General features: G+C 68.1%; 9 protein-coding genes. 5 read left to right on the top strand and 4 right to left on the bottom strand.

What is annotated here, in order from left to right:
* Window positions 1–9 precede the first annotated feature (9 nt).
* The 5 genes from ACQY68_RS04930 (at window position 10) to ACQY68_RS04910 (ending at window position 12,063) form a co-directional block, all read left to right on the top strand.
* The gene (locus tag ACQY68_RS04930; RefSeq protein WP_428151941.1) at window positions 10–3,276 is read left to right on the top strand and encodes an efflux RND transporter permease subunit; all 3,267 of its coding nucleotides are present in this window, start codon (window positions 10–12) and stop codon (window positions 3,274–3,276) included.
* Window positions 3,273–4,715 (top strand): efflux transporter outer membrane subunit, encoded by a 1,443-nt coding sequence (locus tag ACQY68_RS04925; protein WP_428151940.1) that lies wholly within the window; start codon window positions 3,273–3,275, stop codon window positions 4,713–4,715. Before ACQY68_RS04930 ends, ACQY68_RS04925 begins: the two co-directional genes overlap by 4 nt.
* Before the next feature lie 120 nt (window positions 4,716–4,835).
* On the top strand, window positions 4,836–6,266 hold the full coding sequence (locus ACQY68_RS04920; RefSeq protein WP_428151939.1) for an NAD(P)-dependent oxidoreductase: 1,431 nt from the start codon (window positions 4,836–4,838) through the stop codon (window positions 6,264–6,266).
* Window positions 6,263–10,774, top strand: coding sequence for a glutamate synthase large subunit (gene gltB, locus ACQY68_RS04915; RefSeq protein ID WP_428151938.1), 4,512 nt, complete (start codon window positions 6,263–6,265; stop codon window positions 10,772–10,774). Before ACQY68_RS04920 ends, gltB begins: the two co-directional genes overlap by 4 nt.
* Window positions 10,775–10,809: 35 nt before the next feature.
* Window positions 10,810–12,063: an ammonium transporter gene (locus ACQY68_RS04910; protein WP_428151937.1), complete on the top strand. Its 1,254-nt coding sequence runs from the start codon at window positions 10,810–10,812 to the stop codon at window positions 12,061–12,063.
* A 196-nt stretch (window positions 12,064–12,259) separates the two neighbouring features.
* Here the strand turns inward: ACQY68_RS04910 and ACQY68_RS04905 are convergent, their stop codons facing one another.
* The 4 genes from ACQY68_RS04905 to ACQY68_RS04890 all read right to left on the bottom strand — a co-directional run bounded on the left by ACQY68_RS04905 (window position 12,260) and on the right by ACQY68_RS04890 (window position 19,366).
* Window positions 12,260–15,838 (bottom strand): M1 family aminopeptidase, encoded by a 3,579-nt coding sequence (locus ACQY68_RS04905; RefSeq protein ID WP_428151936.1) that lies wholly within the window; start codon window positions 15,836–15,838, stop codon window positions 12,260–12,262.
* 4 nt (window positions 15,839–15,842) lie between these two features.
* Complete coding sequence (locus tag ACQY68_RS04900) at window positions 15,843–16,724, bottom strand: ABC transporter ATP-binding protein (protein WP_428151935.1); 882 nt, start codon at window positions 16,722–16,724, stop codon at window positions 15,843–15,845.
* Between the two features lie 66 nt (window positions 16,725–16,790).
* Entirely contained in the window at window positions 16,791–17,177 is a 387-nt protein-coding gene (locus tag ACQY68_RS04895; RefSeq protein ID WP_428151934.1) for an AprI/Inh family metalloprotease inhibitor, read from the bottom strand.
* A gap of 56 nt (window positions 17,178–17,233) precedes the next feature.
* On the bottom strand, window positions 17,234–19,366 hold the full coding sequence (locus ACQY68_RS04890) for a malate synthase G (RefSeq protein ID WP_428151933.1): 2,133 nt from the start codon (window positions 19,364–19,366) through the stop codon (window positions 17,234–17,236).
* Window positions 19,367–19,518: the final 152 nt, after the last annotated feature.

Genomic DNA, 19,518 nt, shown 5'->3' with positions numbered 1-19,518 from the left:
GCCAGGCGCATGAACATCTCACGCTTCTTCATCGACAGGCCGATCTTCGCGGCCGTCCTGTCGGTGTTCATCACCCTGGTCGGGGTCTTCGCCTATCCGCTGCTGCCGCTCGCGCAGTATCCGGAGATCGCGCCCCCCACGATCACCATCAACACCGCCTACGCCGGCGCCTCGGCCGAGACCCTGGCCGAAACCGTCGCCGCTCCGATCGAGCAGGAGGTCAACGGCGTCGAGGGGATGCTCTACCTCTCCTCGTCCTCGACCTCGGACGGGGCGGTGTCGATCACCGTGACCTTCCAGCCCGGCACGGATCTGGATAGCGCCCAGGTGCTGGTCCAGAACCGCGTCGCCCTGGCCGAACCCCGCCTGCCCGAGGCCGTGCGCCAGGTCGGCGTGATCGTGAACAAGCAGGAATCCGGCTTCCTGATGATCCTCGGGCTGACCTCGCCCGGGAATGTCCTGAACAACGACTACGTGGGCAACTACGCCAACTCGACCCTGCGTGACCGGCTGCTGCGGATCGAGGGCGTGGGCAACGTCACCGTCTTCGGCGGCGGCAACTATTCGATGCGCGTCTGGATCGATCCGGCCAAGGCCGCCGCGCGCGGCCTGAACGCCGCCGACATCGTCACCGCCATGCGCGGTCAGAACATCCAGGCCGCCGCCGGCTCGATCGGCCAGCCCCCGTTCGCCACCAGCGCTTCCGCCTTCCAGCAACCGATCCAGGTCCAGGGCCGTCTGTCCAACCCGGACGAGTTCGCCGAGATCGTCATCAAGACCGACGCCGAGGGCCGGGTCACCCGCATTCGCGACGTCGCCCGTGTCGAACTGGGCGCGCAGGACTATGGCATCCAGGGTTATTTCGACGGCCAGCGCGGCGTCGGCATCGCCATCGTGCAGCAGCCTGGAGCCAACGCCCTCGGCACCGCCGAACGCGTCATCGCCGAGATCGAGAGCATGAAGGCCGACGCGCCTCCGGGTCTGGAAATCGGCATTCCCTACAACCCGACGGAGTTCGTCGCCGCCTCGGTCGAGTCGGTGCAGCACACCCTGATCGAGGCGATCATCCTGGTCGTGCTCGTCGTGCTGATCTTCCTGCAGTCGTGGCGCGCGGCGATCATTCCGATCGTCGCCATCCCGATCGCGCTGGTCGCGACCTTCGCGGTCCAGCTGGCGCTCGGCTATTCGATCAACTCCCTGTCCCTGCTGGCCCTCGTGCTAGCGGTCGGGATCGTGGTCGACGACGCCATCGTGGTGGTCGAGAATGTGGAGCGCTACATCCGCGAGGGCATGTCGCCCAAGGACGCCGCCTATCGATCCATGCAGGAGGTGTCCGGCGCACTGATCGCCATCGGCCTCGTGCTGGTGTCGGTGTTCATCCCGACCATGTTCGTGCCGGGCATCCCGGGCATCTTCTACCGCCAGTTTGCGGTGACCATCGCGGCGGCCTCGGTCACCTCGCTGTTCGTCTCCCTGACCCTGTCGCCGGCCATGGCCGCCCTGCTGCTGAAGCCGCATGCGCACCATGACGAGACCGTCGCGCGTCCCACCTCCCTGTTCGGCCGCGCCAAATACTATGGTGGCTGGGCCGGTCGGAAGTTCAACGAGGGCTTCGACTGGCTGTCGAACAGCTACGGTCGCGTGACCGCGCGACTGGTGCGGACGGTAATGATGGTGCTGATCGTCTACGTGGGTCTGCTGGGCCTCACGGCCTGGCGCCTGATCGACACCCCGTCCGGCTTTATCCCGGATCAGGATCAGGGCTTCCTGATCGGCGTGATCCAGCTGCCCGCCGGGTCCTCGCTGGAACGCACCAATGCGGTGATGAACAGCGCGCGCGAGATCATCGAGAATACCGAGGGCGTCGACGGCACCGTGGCCTTCTCCGGCCTGGATGGAACCAGCTTCTCGTTCGGGTCCAACGCCGCGACCATCTTCGTGCGCCTCAACGCCTTCGACGACCGGACCACCCGCGAAACGACGGCTGCGGCTCTGGCCGGCGCCATCACCGGCGCTGCCCAGGGCATCCAGAACGCCAACATCTTCGTCATCGCCCCGCCGTCCATCCAGGGCCTCGGCACCGGCAACGGCTTTGCGATGATGATCCAGGACAGGACCGGCGCCGGCTACGGCGCGCTGGAAGGCGCGACCTTCGCCATGATGGGCGCCGCGGCCCAGGCGCCGACCGAGGTGACGCAGGTCTTCTCGACCTACAACACCGCCTCGCCGCGCGTCGAAGCCGACGTCGATCGGGACCGCGCCCTGATGATGGGGGTCCAGCCCTCGGACGTGTTCAACACGATGGGGATCTATCTGGGCTCGTCCTACGTCAACGACTTCAACATGTTGGGCCGCACCTTCCGGGTGACGGCGCAGGCGGAGCCGGCCTATCGCGACGACATGGCCGACATCGCCAACCTGAAGGTCCGTTCGGCGTCCGGAGCGATGGTGCCCCTGGGTTCTGTCGCCACCTTCCGCGAGAGCTCGGGCCCGTCCCGGATCGTGCGCTACAACTTGTTCCCCGCGGCCGAGCTGCAGGGTCAGGGCGCGCCCGGCGTCTCGTCCGGCACGGCCATCGGCATTATGGAGAACATGGCGGCGACGACCCTGCCGCCGGGCTTCTCCTATGAATGGACCGGCCTGGCGTTGCAGGAGAAGTCGGCTTCCGGCGGTGCGACGATCATCTTCGTGGTCGCGGTCCTGCTGGTCTTCCTGGTGCTCGCCGCCCAGTACGAGGCCTTCACGCTTCCGCTGGCGGTCATCCTGATCGTGCCGATGTGTCTGCTGGCGGCCATGCTGGGGGTCAACGCCCTCGGACTGGACAACAACATCCTGGTCCAGGTCGGACTGGTGGTGCTGATCGCGCTGGCGGCCAAGAACGCCATCCTGATCGTCGAGTTCGCCAAGCAGAACGAGGACGAGCACGGCATGGATCGCTGGGACGCGGCCGTTCACGCGGCCCAGACGCGCCTGCGGCCGATCCTGATGACGTCCTTCGCCTTCATCCTCGGGGTCCTGCCCCTGGTGTTGTCGGAGGGCGCCGGCGCCGAGATGCGTCGCTCCCTCGGGGCGGCCGTGTTCTTCGGCATGATCGGGGTGACCGTCTTCGGTCTGCTGTTCACGCCGGTCTTCTATGTGATCTGCCGGGGCCTGGCCTCGCGCATCCCGCAGCGTCCCTCGGCTCCGAGCGTCACCCCGACGACCGGCGCGCCTTCGGACGACGCCATCCACTCCACGCCGGCGCTCAACGCCCCGCGCACGGGAGACGCCGCATGACTGCCCTTCGCCTCACCCCCCTCCTGACCGCGTGCGCAGCCTCCGCCGTTTTGGCGGCCTGCGCGGTCGGGCCGAAGGCGCCCGACGCCTCTCTCCCCCCCCTCGCGTCGGGCGCCTTCGTAAGTTCGCCGCTCGGGTCCGCCAACGGTGCGACCTCGACGGCGGAGGCCCGCAGCGACTGGTGGCGGCTCTATGCCGACCCGACGCTGGACGGTCTGATCGAACAGGCCTTCGCGCAGAACAACGAGCTGGAAGCCGCCGTCGCCAATCTGCGCGCCGTCCGGGCCAGCCTGTCGGAAGCGCGGTCGGGCCTGTTCCCGACGACCGGCGCCTCGGCCTCGGCGACCCGCAGCCGAGCCTCGGCCGCGACCACACCCGGTCTCCCGGCCGGTCAGACCGCGCCCGAGACCGATATCTATTCGGTCGGTCTCGACGCGTCCTACGAGATCGATCTGTTCGGTCGGGTCGCCTCGACCATCCGCGCCGCCAATGCCGATGCAGACGCCCAGGCGGCGGCCCTCGACGTGATCCGCGTGACGGTCGCCGCAGAGACCGCCCGCGCCTACGCCGACGCCTGTTCCGCCAACGCCCAGATCGTGGTGGCCGAACGGACCATCGGCCTGCAGCAGAACACCGCCGACCTGACCCAGCGCCTGCTGGAAGGCGGCGCCGGCACCGGTCTCGACACCTCGCGCGCCCAATCCCAGCTGGCCTCGACCCGTGCCCAGTTGCCGAGTCTGCGGGCCGCGCGAGATGGCGCCCTGTATCGTCTCGCCACCCTGACAGGCGTCACTCCGGCGGAGGCCTCCCAGGCCGCCCGCTCCTGTGTTCGTCCGCCACAGCTGTCCCAGCCGATCCCGACCGGCGACGGCGCCGCCCTGCTGGCCCGTCGTCCCGACATCCGTCAGGCGGAGCGCGCCCTGGCCGCCGCCGCCGCGCGGGTCAACGTCGCCACCGCGTCGCTCTATCCGACCGTCTCCTTGGGCGGCTCGATCGGCTCTACGGCGCTGGAAGCCGGCGACCTCGGCGACGACACTTCGTACCGGTTCTCGTTCGGCCCGCTGATCAGCTGGAGCTTCCCCAACATCCTGGCGACGCGCGCCCGGATCGAGGCCGCCGACGCCCGCACCGACGCGGCCCTGGCGACCTTCGACCAGACCGTGCTGGTGGCGTTGCAGGAGACCGAGACGGCCCTGACCAACTACGCCAACGAACTGGACCGCCGTGCGGCCCTGACCGAGGCGCGTGACCAGGCCGCCAACGCCGCCCGTCTGGCCCGCCTGCGATTCGACGCCGGCGCCGACAGTTTCCTGACCGTGCTGGACGCCGAACGCACCCTCGCGGGCGCCGACGCGACCCTGGCCCAGTCGGATGCGCTCGTGACCACCTACCAGATCGCCCTGTTCAAGGCGCTGGCTGGCGGCTGGGATCAGGGCTGAGGCGAACAAAACCGCGAACCGTTCTCAGATCGGGGTCATTTCATGCGCATGACATATGAGTTGACCCCATAACGGGGAAATCATTTGCGCTGACGGCCCGGCGACGCTTTATATGTTGCTATGCAACAGAAAGGCCCATCCGGACCCCAGGGGTTCGTCGTTCAACCGCGCCGCCTGCCCAAGGCGGAGGCGTCCGTGCGCGTGCAGGATTTCGGCGAGATCATCGTCAAACCGACCACGGAGAATGTCGAGGTCCAGGCCGGACGCTGCACCGACTGCGGCGTGCCCTTCTGCCAGAATGCCTGCCCGCTGCAGAACAACATTCCCGACTGGCTGGGCCTGTCGGCCGAGGACGAGATGCGCGAGGCCTGGCGCATCGCCTCGGCCACCTCGACCATGCCCGAGATCTGTGGCCGCATCTGTCCGCAGGACCGTCTGTGCGAAGGCTCCTGCACCCTGAACCAGTCCGGCTGGGAAGCCGTCACCATCGGCTCGGTCGAGGCCTTCATCGGCGACACCGCCTTCGACAACGGTTGGGTCGAACCGATCCGCCCCCTGCATGAACGCGGCCAGTCCGTCGGCATCGTCGGCGCCGGTCCCGCCGGCATGGCCGCCGCCGACCGCCTGCGCGAACAGGGCTATCAGGTCACCGTCTACGACCGCCACGACCGCCCCGGAGGCCTGCTGACCTACGGCATCCCCGGCTTCAAGCTGGAGAAGCGCGTCGTCCAGCGTCGCGTCGACCGCCTGATCGACGGCGGCGTCGAGTTCGTGACCAATTGCGATGTCGGGACCGATATCACCCTCGCCGACCTGCGCGAGAAGCACGACGCCGTCCTGCTGGCCATGGGCGTCTATCAGGCCCGCGCGCTCCAGGCGCCGGGCGTCGGACCCGGCTCGACCATCCCCGCGCTGGAGTTCCTGATCCACCAGAACCGCCGCGACCTCGGCGAGCAAGACGACGACGCGTGGCACCACGCCAGGGGCCGCAACGTGGTCGTCATCGGCGGCGGCGACACGGCCATGGACTGCGTCCGCACCGCCATCCGCCAGGGCGCCGCCTCGGTCACCTGCCTGTACCGCCGCGACCGCGAGAACATGCCGGGCTCGGCCCGCGAGGTTTCCAACGCCGAGGAGGAAGGCGTCGTCTTCGAATGGCTGGGCGCGCCCAAGGCCCTGATGTCGAAGGGCGGCTCGACCTCCGCCGTCCGCGCCGCCCGCATGACCCTGTCCGAGCCCGAGTTCGGCAAGCGCCGCGACATCGTCGCCGTTCCCGGCGGTGACTTCGACCTCCCCGCCGACATGGTCATCGAGGCCCTCGGCTTCGAGCCGGAAGAGTTCGCCGCCCACCACGACGACCTGTCGGTGACCCAGTGGAACACCGTCGCGGTCGCGCGCTCGGGCTTCGCCACCTCCCTGGCCGGCGTCTATGCGGCCGGCGACGCCGTGCGCGGCGCCTCCCTCGTCGTCTGGGCCGTCCGCGACGGCCAGGACGCCGCCGCCGAGATCGACCGCTACCTGCGTACCCAGACTGAAGAAGCCGCCGCATGACCTGGCTCGCCCAATACGAACGTGACCGACAGCGTCTGATCGACGCCCACGCCTATCAGCCGTCGTCCGAGAAGGACGCCTGCGGCGTCGGCCTCGTGGCCGCCATCGACGGCAAGCCGCGCCGTGAGGTGGTCGAACTGGCCATCAAGTCGCTGAAGAACGTCGCCCACCGGGGTGCGGTCGATCCCGACGGCCTGTCGGGCGACGGCGCCGGCCTGATGGTCGAGGCGCCCCAGGCCTTCTTCGCCGAACAGGTCCGCGTCATCGGCCAGACCCTGCGACCCGGCCCCATCGCCATCGGCCAGATCTTCCTGCCGCGCACCGACCTGGGCGCCCAGGACCGCGCCCGCGCCATCGTCGAGACCGAAGTGCTCCGCGCCGGGTTCACCATCTACGGCTGGCGCCAGACGCCGATCGATCTCGCCGTAGTGGGCTCCAAGGCCGACGCGACCCGCCCCGAGATCGAACAGATCATGCTGGCCGTCCCCGCCGACCTCGTCGAGGACGGCGAGGCGCTGGAACGCGAGCTCTACCTCGTCCGCCGCCGCATCGAGAGCGCCGTCGCGGCCGAGAGCGTGCCCGGATTCTACATCTGCTCTCTGTCGGCCCGGTCGCTGATCTACAAGGGGATGGTTCGCGCCGAACTGCTGGACCAGCTGTATCCCGACCTGCTCGATCCGACCTTCCAGTCGGCCTACGCCATCTTCCACCAGCGCTATTCGACCAACACCTTCCCCGAATGGAGGCTGGCCCAGCCGTTCCGGATGCTGGCCCACAACGGCGAGATCAACACGCTGAAGGGCAATCTGAACTGGATGCGGTCGCACGAGATCCGCATGACGGCCCAGGCCTTCGGCGACCACGACGGCGATGTGAAGCCCGTCGTCCAGCCGGGCGGCTCCGACTCGGCCGCCCTCGACAACGTCTTCGAGGTCCTGGTCCGCGCCGGTCGTCCCGCGCCCATGGCCAAGGCCCTGCTCATCCCCGAGGCCTGGGCCCGCGACGAGGGCCTGATGAAGGCCGAGCACCGCGCCCTCTACGCCTACTGCAACGCGGTCATGGAGCCGTGGGACGGCCCCGCCGCCATCTGCGCCACCGACGGCCGCTGGATCGTCTGCGGCAAGGATCGCAACGGCCTGCGTCCCCTGCGTGCGATGGAGACCCACGACGGCCTGCTGCTGGCGGGTTCCGAGGCCGGTCTCGCTGGTCTGCCGGAGAGCCGCATCAAGCGCCGCCTCCCGATCGGCCCAGGCCGCATGATCGTCGCCGATCTCCAGAACGGCGTCCTGCTGGACGAGATCGAGACCATCGACGCACTGGCCGCCGACCACCCCTATACGGAGTGGCTGGAGAACATGGTCGATCTGGAGCCGATCATCGGCCCCGGACCCGAGCCGCGCGCCGCCACCGGCGAGGCTCTGACCCGCCGCCAGATCGCCGCCGGCTATTCGCGCGAAGACCTCGACCTCCTGCTCGATCCGATGATCAAGGACGGCAAGGAAGCGGTCGGCTCCATGGGCGACGACACGCCCCCGGCCGTGCTGTCGGACCTGCCGCGTCCTCTGGCCCACTACTTCCGCCAGAACTTCTCCCAGGTCACCAACCCGCCCATCGATCCCCTGCGCGAAGCCGGGGCGATGAGCCTGAAGACACGCTTCAAGAACCTCGGCAACATCCTCGCCGAGGAAGAAGCCCAGACCAACGTCTTCGTCCTCGACAGCCCCGTCCTGACCACCGGCATGTTCGAGCGGATGCTGGACGTCGTCGGTGCCGGTTCGACCGTGACCATCGACTGTTCCTATCCATTGCCCGAAGCCGGCGCACGGCAAGGCGCCGGTCTTCGCGCCGCGCTGGATCGCGTCCAGGACGAGGTCGAGGCGGCCGTTCGCGGCGGCTCCAGCCTCGTCGTCCTGACCGACGAACGCGCCTCGGAATCCCGCCTGTCCGTGCCGATGATCCTGGCCACGGCCGGGGCCCACGGCCGCCTGACCGACAAGGGTCTGCGCAGCTTCGTCTCGATCGTCGTCCGCTCGTCCGAGGTGCTGGATCCGCACGGCTTCGCAGTCCTCGTCGGCGTCGGCGCCACGGCCATCAATCCGTGGCTGGCGCAGGAGATGTTCCAGGAACGTCTGGATCGTGGCGCCTATGCGGGCCTCAGCCTTCGCGACGCCTGTTTGAACTACAAGGCCGCGCTCGAGGCCGGCCTGATGAAGACCCTCGCCCGCAAGGGCATCAGCGTCATCTCCGCCTATCGCGGCGGCTGCGAGTTCGAGGTCCTGGGCCTGAGCCGCGCCGTCACGGCCGAGTTCTTCCCCGGCGCCCCTTCGCGCATCTCGGGCATCGGCCTGGCCGGTCTGGAACGGGCCGCCCTGCAACGCCATGCCCAGGCCTGGACCGAGGCGACGCCCTCCCCCGCCGTCGGCGGCTTCTTCCGCATCCGGGCGGGCCAGGAAAGCCACGCCCACGACGCCAGGACGATCCACCTCCTGCAGGACGCCTGCAATCGCGGCGACTACAAGCGCTTCAAGCAATACTCCGAAGCCGTCGCGGCCCAGCCGGACAACGCCCCGCGCGACCTGCTTGACTGGCGCGAAGGGCTGAAACCGGTCCCGGTCTACGAGGTCGAATCCGTCTCGGATATCCGCAAGCGCTTCCTGACCCCCGGCATGTCCCTGGGCGCCCTCAGCCCCGAGGCGCACGGCGTCCTGAACGTCGCCATGAACCGCATCGGCGCCCGCTCGGTCTCGGGCGAGGGCGGCGAGGATCCGGACCGCTACGCCACCCGCCCGGATGGCGACAACATGAACTCGGCGGTCAAGCAGATCGCCTCGGGCCGGTTCGGCGTCACCGCCGAGTACCTGAACCAGTGCCGCGAGATCGAGATCAAGGTCGCCCAAGGCGCCAAGCCCGGCGAGGGCGGCCAGCTGCCCGGCTTCAAGGTCACCGAGTTCATCGCCCGGATGCGTCACTCGACGCCGGGCACGACCCTGATCTCGCCGCCGCCGCACCACGACATCTATTCGATCGAGGACCTGGCCCAGCTCATCTACGACCTGAAGTCGATCAACCCGGACTGCCGCGTCACGGTGAAACTGGTCTCCGCCTCGGGCATCGGCGCCATCGCGTCCGGGGTCGCCAAGGCCAAGGCCGACGCCATCCTGATCGCGGGCCACAACGGCGGCACGGGCGCCTCGCCCCAGTCCTCAATCAAGCACGCCGGCCTGCCGTGGGAGATCGGCCTGGCCGAGACCCACCAGGTCCTCAGCCTCAACAACCTGCGCAGCCACGTCGTGGTCCGCGCCGACGGCGGCATGCGCACCGGCCGCGACATCGTCATCGCCGCCATCCTCGGCGCCGAGGAGTTCAACATCGGCACGGCGTCCCTGATCGCCATGGGCTGTCTGATGGTGCGCCAGTGCCACTCGAACACCTGCCCGGTCGGCGTCTGCTCCCAGGACCCGCGCCTGCGCGAGAAGTTCACCGGCACGGCCGACAAGGTCGTGAACCTCTTCTCCTTCATCGCCGAGGAGGTCCGCGAATACCTGGCCATGCTGGGGGCCCGCAGCCTCGACGAGATCGTCGGACGTACCGACCTGCTGCGTCAGGTCCGTCGCGGCGGTTCGCACCTTGACGACCTCGACCTCAACCCCCTGCTGGTTCGCGTCGAGGCTGCCGAGAAGAAGCTTTGGGCCGAGAAAGGCCGCGCCGAGGTTCCGCCGACGCTGGACGCCCGCGTCCTCAACGACGCCTGGGCCTTCCTTGATCGCGGCCAGACGTCGGAGCTGACCTATCCGATCTCCAACGTCATGCGCACCATCGGCGCCGGCGTCTCCTCGGCCATCGTCCGCCGCTGGGGCCCGACCGGGCCGACAGGCGTGCTGACCCTCAAGCTGCAGGGCTCGGCGGGCCAGTCCTTCGGCGCCTTCGCGGCCAGGGGGCTGAAGCTGGAACTGACCGGCGAGGGCAACGACTATGTCGGCAAGGGCCTGTCCGGCGCCGACATCGTGGTCAAGCCGATCGAATGGCGCGAGCACCAGCCCGCCATCGGCAACACCACCCTGTACGGCGCCACCTCAGGCCGCCTGTTCGTCGCCGGTTCGGCGGGCGAGCGGTTCGCGGTCCGCAACTCCGGCGCCGAAGCCGTGGTCGAGGGCGCGGGCGCTCACGCCTGCGAATACATGACCGGCGGACGCGTCGCGATCCTGGGTCCGGTCGGCTGGAACCTGGCCGCCGGCATGTCGGGCGGCGAGCTGTTCGTGCTCGACGAGGCGGGTCGCACGGGCCTGGCCCTCAACGGCGACCTGGCGTCCTTCGCTCCGGTCACCGAGGCGGCGGGTCAGCGGCTCAAGGCGCTGATCGAGGCGCACCTGGCCGCGACCGGATCGCCGCTGGCGCGTCGCCTGCTGGGCGCCTGGTCCGACAGTCTGAAGCGGTTCGTCCGCATCGTCCCGACCCCCGTGGCCGAGGCGGAGCGCAAGCTTGACCATGGCGAAGCGGTCCCGGCATGATCCGTCTTCCCTGACGCTCCGAGGCCTCCCCGCCGATGACACTAGCGACGCCCGCCCTTCTCGCCCACCAGGCGCCGCTCGTCATCGACGGCGCGGCGACGGCCTGGATCCTGGTCTCGACGGCCTTCGTCCTGATGATGACCCTGCCCGGACTGGCGCTGTTCTACGGCGGCATGGTCAGGAAGAAGAACATCATCGCCACCATCGCCGCCTCCACGGCGTCCCTGATGGTGGTGACGATCCTGTGGTTCATCGCCGGCTACAGTCTGTCTTTCGGAACCTCCGGCCCGGCGACCAACGGCTTCATCGGCGGGCTTCAGGCGGTCTTCCTCGACGGCGTGCGGATCAACACGGCCCACAGCCTGGCGCCCGGCCTGCCCGAGTACCTCTGGATCGCCTACCAGCTGACCTTCGCCATCATCACGCCGGCCCTGATCGCCGGCGCCTTCGCCGAGCGGATGAAGTTCTCGGCGAGCCTGCTGTTCTTCGCCCTGTGGCACCTGATCGTCTACGCGCCGATCTGCCATCAGGTCTGGGGCGGCGGCTACCTCGGCTCCTGGGGCGTGCTCGACTTCGCGGGCGGGGCGGTCGTCCACGTCAACGCGGGCGTCGCGGGGCTCGTCTGCGCCCTCGTCCTCGGCCCCCGCTACGGCTTTGGCAGAGACAATATGGCGCCGGCCAACCTTGCCTATACCGCCATCGGAACGGGCCTGCTGTTCGTCGGCTGGCTGGGCTTCAACGCAGGCAGCGCCTGGGCCGCCGACGGCATCGCCGCCGTGGCCGCACTCAACACCATCATCGCTCCCGCCGCCGCCGCGCTGGGCTGGATGGTCATCGAATGGATCGAGAAGAAGCGCCCGACCCTGCTGGGCCTTCTCTCCGGCATCGTCGGCGGTCTGGTCGCCATCACCCCCGCCGCAGGCTTCGTCGACCCCAAGGGCGCCTTCCTGATCGGCCTGATCGGCGGCCCGGCCTGCTACGCCGGCGCCGTCTGGCTGAAGCATGCCCTGAAGTACGACGACAGCCTCGACGCCTTCGGTATCCACGGGATCGGCGGCATCGTCGGCGCCATCCTGACCGGCGTCTTCGCCACCACAGCCATCAACGGCGTGGCCGAGGGCGCGGACGTCGTGAAACAGATCGTGGGCTTGGCCGCCGTCATCGCCTGGAGCGCCGTCGGGACATTCGTGGTCCTGATGGTCTGCAAGTTCACCACCGGGCTTCGTGCGACCAAGGACGGCGAGGTCGAGGGCCTCGACTACTCCGAACACGGCGAGAGCATTCACTAGAGGCTCGCCCCTCTCCCCTTGCGGCGGAGGGATCCCGCGCACGGCGGCGCAGCCGTCGTCCTGGCGCGGTCGGGTGAGGGGTGAAACGCGGCTTTGCCGATGAGCGCCTCCAGGACGCACCGCATCCGCTGACGCTTACCCCTCATCCGTCAGCCTTAGGCTGCCACCTTCTCCCGCAAGGGGAGAAGGAAAACAGTCAATCCACCTTGCGCACGTTGTCGTCGGAGTTCCGGTCGATCCACTTGTTGTACGGATCCGCCCCCGCGAACGTCGGCTTCGTCGCCGTCGTGAACCGGAACGTCTGCGTCCCCGAGTGCAACGGCCGCCGCTCGAACAGCAGCACATTGCTCGCATCGAACGCGCCCTTGCCCGGCTCGGCCGAGAACAGGCCGATGTCGAAGGTCTCGTTCAGCGGGCTCTCCGTCTCCTCGCCCTTGCCGTCGGCGTAGAGCTTGCGCGCCTCGACCGTGACGACGACGTCCCAGCGGCCGTCGCGGCGCTGCGTCGCCGTCGCCGCCGTGGTCTTCACGTCGTACAGGGTGATCTTCTCGAACAGGTCGGTGATCAGGGCCTGTTTGTCGGCCGGGGCGTTGGCCCGGAACAGGTCGATCAGGTCGGTCGAGCGCGGATAGGGCGCCGACTTGAACGCGTGCGCCTGAAGGAACTGGGCCAGCGCCCTGTTGACGTTGGCCTCGCCGATCTGGTCGGCCAGCAGATACATGACCACCGCGCCCTTGCGGTAATGGATGTACTGCTGGTTCTCCATACGGTTCAGCGGCAGTTCCTCGATCCTTTCGGTGCCACGCGAACGCAGATAGTTGTCGAGCTCGAACTTCAGGAACCGGCGGATCTTGTCGGGTCCGTACATCTGCCGCATCACCATCAGGGCCGAGTACTGGGCCAGGGTTTCGGACATCAGGGTCGCCCCCTGCATATTCGCCCCCACGACCTGGTGCGCCCACCATTGGTGCGCGAACTCGTGCGCCCCGATGTAGGTGACGTAGTCGATCCTGGTGTCATCCCTCAGGTCGGCGATGAAGCCGAGCCCCTCGGACCAGGCGAAGGTGTTGGGGAAGGACTGGGCGTAGCTGGCGTAGTCCGGGAATTCGCTGATCCGCGCCTGACGGAACTGATAGGGCGAGAAGTTCGCCTGGAAATAATCGAGCGAAGTCTTCAGCGCCGTCATCATGCGCGGCACGTTGGTGGCGTGCTGCGGGTCGTGGAAGACCACCATCTCGACCCCGTTGTGGGTCTGACGCGCGATCTCGTAGCGGGCCGACTGCACCGACAGGAAGTAGAGGACCGGGCTCTCGGTCACGAACCGCATGGTGCGGCGACCGTTGGCCGTGGTGTCGCTGCGGACCATGCCGGGGGCCAGAGGCGTCTGGTCGGCGTCGGTCGTGACGGTGACGTCGGCCGTGACCCAGTCGGCGCCGATGTAGTTGCGGCCCGTGGCGGTCATGTCCTCCAGCTTGGCCGGACGCAGCTCGGCGGGCAGGCCGTATTTCCGGCGCTTGGTCCGATCCTGAAGCGTGCCCGACCGGCTCATGCCGATGATGGGCGCGAACTCGCCGTTGGTGATGAAGGTGCCGTTATCGACGATCCGGGTCGTGTTGCCGCTGACCTTGAAGCCCCGCTGTTCGACCAGGGTCTCGAACCGGACCGTCCGCCGCTCGCCCGGCGCCATCGGCGTGTCGAAGCGATAGATGCGATAGTCGAACTCGGGCCACTCCCGGACCATCCGCGCGCCCTGGACGGTCAAGGCCTCCATCTGGACGTCGTCCGTCCAGCGCAGGTGCATCTCCGACAGAGGCGCGCCTGTGCGGTTCTCGACCACATAGGTCCCCTTGGTCTCCAGACGCGGAGCGCGCGGGTGCAGGTCGAGATCCAGCTTCACGTCCACCAGGGTCGGCTGGGGCGTGTTCTCGAACCGCAGCAGGGTCTTTTCGTAGTCGGCCTGCAGCCGCTCCTCGGCCGAGTTGTTGCGGTACTCGTTCCACACATTGGTGTTGACGTAGATGAAGACGCCCAGCCCCACGAAGGCGACCAGAGCGAGGCCGCCGACCACCCCCGCCGGGCCCATCAGCCGATGCGGCAGACGTTTCAGGCGCGGCGTCAGACGGGTCTCCGTTCCCCGCCGCCACAGGGCATAGCCGAGGGTCAGAAGAACGATGGCGAACATGGTCCAGTAGGCGTCCAGCCAGGCCGCGAACCCGGCGAAATCGCCACGCCCGTTCATGTCCGACAGGGGCACGCCGATGCTCGCGCCATAGCGATAGAGGTCGTGGTCGAAGCCGAGGTTCGACAGCACCATCGTGGAGATCATGTAGACCACCATGATGGCCCAGCCGACGAACTTGTTGGGCGACAGCGACTGGATGAAGATCGCCAGCACGGCCAGGAGGGCGAAGTTAATCGTCCCCGGCACGACGTACCACAGCAGGTATTTGCCCAACTCGAAGTCGGTGTAGCCCTTGAAGATCTGGGTCGCGACACCGGCCAGCACACCGGCCATCAGGATCGACGCCAGCACCAGCACCAGAGCGAGGGTCTTGGGCAGCAGGAAGGTCCAGTCGGGCGTCGACGAGGCGTCGATGATCTCGTGCACCTTGCGCTCGCGGTCGCGCCAGACCAGCTCGCCCGAGTAGTAGATGGCCACGATCATGGCCACGAGACCGAAGGCGCCCTGCAGGCCGTTGATGACCACACGGGTCACCAGCAGAAGCGGCGCGCCATAGATCTCGCCGATGAACAGCAGGGTGGTGATGGCGAAGGTGAAGCCCAGAAGGATCAGGACGACATAGGCCGGGCTCTTGAACACGAGACTCATTTCGAAGGCCGTGCGCGAGACCAGACGGGCCCAGCCGGCGGCGAAGCCCTCGCTCGGGGAGGGCAGGGCCCCGTTCAGCGGCGGCGCAGCCGGGGCCGCCTCGGCGAGCTTCCTCAGCTTGTCGGCCTTGCCCGCCTTTGCCCCGCGCGTCGCGGGCTGGAAGAGAACATAGGCCGCAGCCAGAACGGCCAGGCTGACGCCCAGCCAGATCAGCCGGTTCCACAGGAACACCCCGTCCAGCGGAACGGTCTGCGTGTTCTTCTCGATGGTCGTCCAGTATTTCGTGGCGAAGCCGAAGGCCGCCGCGCCGAAGGGTTCGGCCCACGCCATGGCCCGCTCGAACTCCGGCTTGGAGCCCAACACCCCGGACGCGATCAGGTTGGCGATGAAGATCGCCACGGCGCCGACATAGGTCGCCATCATCGACCGGGTCACGGTAGCCAGGGCGAAGAACAGCGCCGAGGTCAGGAAGACACCCGGAAGACCCAGGAACAGATAGGCGTGGACATAGTCATAGGGGCGGAAGGCGCCGATCGTCTCCTTGTCGATCCACGGCGCCAGCGTTCCCGCCAGCACGCCCAGCGAGATCGAGGCGAAGCACAATGCGGTCGCGGCGAAGGCGCCCGAGAAGCGGCCGTACAGATACTGGAATTTCGTGATCCGGGTGGAGTGGATCATGGGCCCGAAGCCCGACTGATCGTCCCGCACCACGACGTTGGCCACGATGGCGGTCGTCGCCAGCATGAAGAACATCGACATGACCGAGTTGATCGTCGCCAGGGCGTAGGGGGCGTTCTTGTAGACGTTGCCGCCTCCGCCGAGCGAGATGTTGTCGGAGGCCGCGACCATCCCGAAGCCCATCAGGCCGAAGATGATGGCGATGACCCAGAAGGCCGGCTGGCGCAGCTGGTAGCGGAATTCGAAGGCGGCGATTTTCCCGAACATGGTCTTACGCCGCGACCTTGCGCGAGGCCGAGAGGGTCGAGAAATAGACATCCTCGAGCCCGCCCTGGACCGGCTCGAACCCGTCGCCCGGGCGACGGTCGGACAGGACGTGGATCACCGTCCGGCCGGCGAACAGACGCGTCGAGATGACCTCGTATTTGGCGCGGTGATCCTCCAGCGCCTCCTTGTCGATCGTCTTCTTCCAGACCCGGCCGTTCAGCTGCTCCATCAGGGCGGCAGGCGCGCCTTCGAGCTGGATCTTGCCGCCGGCCAGCACCGCCATGCGCGGGCATAGATCGGCCACGTCCTCGACGATGTGGGTCGACAGGATGATGACCACATTGTCCGCGATCTCGGCCAGCAGGTTCAGGAAGCGGTTGCGCTCCTCGGGGTCCAGGCCCGCCGTGGGCTCGTCGACGATGATCAGTTTCGGATTGCCGATCAGGGCCTGGGCGATGCCGAAGCGTTGGCGCATCCCGCCCGAGAATCCGGCGATGGCCTTGTTGCGGACGCTCCAGAGGTTGGTCTGTTGCAGCAGGGTCTGGACCGTTTCCTTGCGGTCCTTGCCGGAGGCGATGCCCTTCAGCACCGCCATATGATCCAGCATGTCGTAGGCCGAGACGCGCGGATAGACACCGAAATCCTGCGGCAGGTAACCGAGGGTGCGGCGCAGCTTGTCGGGGTCCTTGATCACGTCGATGCCGTCGAAGTCGATCGAGCCCGAGGTCGGGGTCTGCAGCGTCGCGATCGACCGCATCAACGTCGACTTGCCCGCACCGTTGGGACCCAGCAGGCCGAACATGCCGTTCGGCACGCTCAGCGACACGTCATCCAGCGCCCGCGTCCCGTTGGCGTAGACGTGGACGAGATTCTTGATCGAAAGCATGCGCGGCCCCTCTAACAGTCAAGCGACCTTGTCATGGCGCTTGCAGAGCCGCAAGTTACGATCGTGTCAGGAAACCGGCGCCCGGCTCAGGATGAAACCGCCCGAGGTCGCCGCGAAGGCGTCCTCGCCGGTGCGCCGGAAGGCCATCAGAACGGAGCCGTCGGCGGCCAGCATCTCGAACCCGCCCGCCGTGGCGCGCCAGCTCTTCGCCCGCGTCGCCGCCGGGATCCCGCAGCGCTCGGCCAGCACCGGCCGGACGCCGTCGATCACGAGGTTGGCCAGCGACACGCTGCACCGTGCGCCGTCAGGCGCCCGCAGAGCCCAGTAACCGGCGACCTGATCGACCGCCAGCACCCTGCCCTGAGGCTCGGACGAGGCCGGCGGGGCGGCGCACCCGGTCACGAGGATCGCTCCGGCGAAGGCGGCGCACACGGTTGATCGGTCACGGGTCATTCGATCCTCTTCAGACGATCAGCTTCCGCCGGGATGGTGACCGGGGCAAGGCGCGATCAGCCCGCCTTCACCCTCGACCGAAACGCATGCAGCAGCGGCTCTGTATAGCCGTTCGGCTGCTCCACCCCCTCGAACACCAGCGCCCGCGCCGCCTGATACGCCAGCGACCCGTTCGGATCCGACGCCATCGGCCGGTACAGGGGATCGCCCGCGTTCTGTCCGTCCACCTTGGCCGCCATGCGCAGGAAGGCCGCGTCGACCTGCGCCGCCGTGCAGACCCCGTGCAGCAGCCAGTTGGCGATGTGCTGGGACGAAATCCGCAGCGTCGCCCGGTCCTCCATCAGCCCGACGTCGTGAATGTCGGGCACCTTGGAACAGCCCACCCCCTGATCGATCCAGCGCACGACATAGCCGAGGATCCCTTGGGCGTTGTTATCGAGTTCGTCGCGGACCTCCTGCTCAGACCAGTTGGCGCCATTGGCCAGAGGCGGCGTGAGCAGGTCCTCAAGGCCCGGCGCCGGTCGCGTAGCCACGTCCTTCTGCACCGCAAAGACGTCGACCGCGTGATAGTGCAGCGCGTGAAGCGTCGCCGCCGTCGGGCTGGGCGTCCAGGCCGTGTTCGCCCCGGTCCGGGGATGCCCGATCTTCTGTTCGAGCATGTCGGCCATCCGGTCGGGCGCGGCCCACATCCCCTTGCCGATCTGGGCCCGCCCCGACAGTCCGCACGACAGCCCGATGGCGACGTTCCGCGCCTCGTAGGCGGCGATCCATTTCGAGCTCTTGATATCGGCTTTCCGCACCACCGGCCCGGCCTGCATGGCCGTGTGGATCTCGTCGCCGGTGCGATCCAGGAAGCCCGTATTTATGAAGACGATCCGGTCCTTCACCGCGTGGATACAGGCTGCCAGATTGGCCGAGGTCCGCCGTTCCTCGTCCATCACCCCGACCTTGATCGTGTGCCGCGTCAGCCCCAGCAGGTCCTCGACCGCATCGAACAGCCGGTTGGTGAAGGCCGCCTCGTCCGGCCCGTGCATCTTGGGTTTGACGATATAGACCGACCCCGCGCCCGAGTTGGTGAACCCGCCGATCCCCTTCAGGTCGTACATCGCGATCAGGGAAGTCACGATGGCGTCCAGGATACCCTCGGGCGCATCGGTGCCGTCCGCCAGACGGATCGCCGGATTGGTCATCAGATGGCCGACGTTGCGGACGAACAGCAGCGATCGACCCTTGAGCGTCACCGCCCCGCCGCCGGGCGCCGTGAAGGTCCGGTCCGGTTCCAGCGTCCGGTTCAGCGTCTGGCCGCCCTTCTGGAAGCTGGCCGACAGGTCGCCCCGCATCAGCCCGAGCCAGTTGCGATAGGCGGCGGTCTTGTCATCCGCATCCACGGCCGCGACCGAATCCTCCAGGTCGCAGATGGTCGACAGGGCGCTCTCCAGCACCACGTCCGAAAGCCCGCCCGCGTCCGCCGCCCCGATCGCGCTCGACCGGTCGATGACCAGTTCGATGTGCAGCCCGTTGTTGACCAGCAGGACCGACGTCGGCGCCGACGGCTCGCCCAGATACCCCACGAACTGCGCCGGATCCTTCAGCCCCGGCTTCAGCTTGTCGGCCTCCACCGACCAGCCCGTGACCTGTGACCAGGACCCGGTCTCCAGCGGGACCGCCTCGTCGAGGAAGGCCTTGGCCCGCGACACCACTCGCGCCCCGCGCGAAGCGTCATACGGCCCGCCCGGCGGCAGGTCGCCCAGCGCGTCGGTGCCGTAAAGGGCGTCATACAGACTGCCCCACCGGGCATTGGCTGCGTTCAGCAGGAACCGCGCATTCAGGATCGGCACCACCAGCTGCGGGCCCGCCAGCCGCGCCAGTTCGTCGTCGACCTTCTCCGTCGTCACGGAAAACGGCGCCGGTTCGTCGACCAGATATCCGATGTCGCGCAGGAAGCTCTCGCTCCCCGCCGGATCGTGCGGCTGTCCCTTGCGCTCGCGATACCAGGCGTCGATGCGCGCCTGCAGATCGTCGCGCCGCTTCAACAGTTTGCGGTTCTCCGGCGTGAATCGCGCGAACACATCCGCCACGCCGGTCCAGAACCCGTCCGCCCCGATGCCGAGCCCGGGCAGGACCTCGTCCTCGATGAAGCTCGCCAGTTCGGCGGCCACGGACAGGCCGGCGCGGTCATGGTGGGTCATGCGGAGTCTCCAGCGCAGACCGGCTGGGGAGGCGGCCTGTAACAATGCGTGATCGCACTAGAGCCGACCGCCACGGGGCCCGCAAGAGCCGATCCGGATGACACCGGTGACAACAGCGCGAGCTCCGGCCTAGTCTGGCGAAAACAAGAGGA

It is taken from the genome of Brevundimonas sp. (genome assembly GCF_965278935.1).
GTDB lineage: Bacteria > Pseudomonadota > Alphaproteobacteria > Caulobacterales > Caulobacteraceae > Brevundimonas.
This window is presented reverse-complemented; position numbering and strand designations above follow the sequence as displayed.